At 59.1% G+C, this 1588-nt stretch carries 1 protein-coding gene; it reads right to left on the bottom strand.

The window, feature by feature from the left end:
• Window positions 1-82: 82 nt before the first annotated feature.
• Window positions 83-1462 (bottom strand): ISNCY family transposase, encoded by a 1380-nt coding sequence (locus tag PQR08_RS38500; protein ID WP_250487951.1) that lies wholly within the window; start codon window positions 1460-1462, stop codon window positions 83-85.
• Window positions 1463-1588 lie beyond the last annotated feature (126 nt).

Below are 1588 nucleotides of genomic sequence, written 5' to 3'. Positions count from 1 at the left end.
ATGTCACGGCCAGATTGAAATGTCGGGGTTTGAACTTTTTAGAAATGTCGGGTTTTGAGTTTTTAAGTCTCTCTTTAAGAGCTCATTTCCCCACCGCGGCTGCCTGCAGTTCGGCGCTTCTCAGCATCATCGCGTTCAGGTCGACCGGCTTCAGTTCGCGTTGCTTGCGTGTGTTGTTGGCCCGCATCTTCGGCCTGACCGGTTCGCCTTGATTCGTTCTTGACGGTGCATCCGAGGCGCGTCGGTTGTCGCGCTCCATCTGCACCTGACGCGATAACGCCAGCACATGCTCCAGGCGTTTGTTGTCCACTTCGGCACCCTGATCCGCCACGGATAACCTGTCGTACTGGCGATAGGGCAGCGCGTCTCCATCCGCCCGAATTTCGATGCGGCCATCCGGGTACTCGTACACATCGATATAGCGATGGGCGAGGGCGCGTGTCTGCGGCGTGTCGTCCAGCATGTAGATCACCCGGTCGTACTGCAAGGTCAAACTATTCGACACGCAACGCGACACCCGATGCGTCAGAATCAGGTCGAGATTCTCATCTTGGCGCAGCGCGCGGTGGGCATCGAAGCCACTGCGGGGCACCTTCCCAAAACGACCATTGAAGTCAGCGATGAAGTGGGGCGCATAGGCATTCGCCGCCTCCCAGGTGTCGATCTTGCGCAAGCGCAATTCCTTGACGAGCCGATCCTGCAAAGTCAGATTGGCCCGTTCCACGCGCCCCTTCGCTTGACTACTGTTGGCGCATAGCGTATCCACGTTGAGCTCGTACAAGGCCCGTCCGTATTGGGTGACGCCCTTGCCGGGCGTACTCGAATGACTGTTGCACGAGAACACGCTGGCCTTATCGCTATAGAGTGCCACCGGCTTGCCGTACACCTCGATGTATTTGCGCGTCGCCTCGAAATAGCTGAAGGTCGACTCGGTCGCGGTGAAGTGCAGGGTCATCAGCCGACTCGTGGCATCGTCGATAAACACCAGTAACGTGCACGCCGGTGCGCGTTCCTCGAACCACCTGTGATCGCTGCCATCGATCTGAATCAGTTCACCCAGACACGAGCGCCGATTCCTCGGCTGGTGAATCTTGGGCGGGCGCTGCGTGCGGGGAATCCACAGGCCGGCTGCGGTCATCAGGTGGCGCACGGTTTCCTTCGATAGCGTCAATCCATGACATTCACGCAGTTTCTCGCAGGCGAGTGTCGGGCCGAAATCGGCGTAGCGATCCCGGATCAGCGTCAGCGCTCGACAAGCGATCGCTTCATCGAGTTTCCGGTTGCCCGGACGGCCGCGCGACGTGTGGCCAACGCCGCGCGCACCGGATTGTTTGTATCGGGCCACCAGCCGTTCGACCTGACGCACTGTCAGTTGCAAACGCTGCGCAGCGAGCCCCGGTTTGAGCATCCGGTCCACTACGGCCTGAACGACTTTGAGACGGTCGAGTTCGCGCATGGTCAAGGTCACCCGTTCGGTTGGCTTCATGGCGAACTCCCGGCGTCGGATCGGAAGCGCCCAGCATGGCCCCGCAGCAAAACACGACATTTCTATCTTGCTAGAACACGACATTAGGATATTGCCGCTACA

The sequence above is a fragment of the Caballeronia jiangsuensis genome, from assembly GCF_046030135.1.
Classification (GTDB): domain Bacteria; phylum Pseudomonadota; class Gammaproteobacteria; order Burkholderiales; family Burkholderiaceae; genus Caballeronia; species Caballeronia jiangsuensis.
This window is presented reverse-complemented; position numbering and strand designations above follow the sequence as displayed.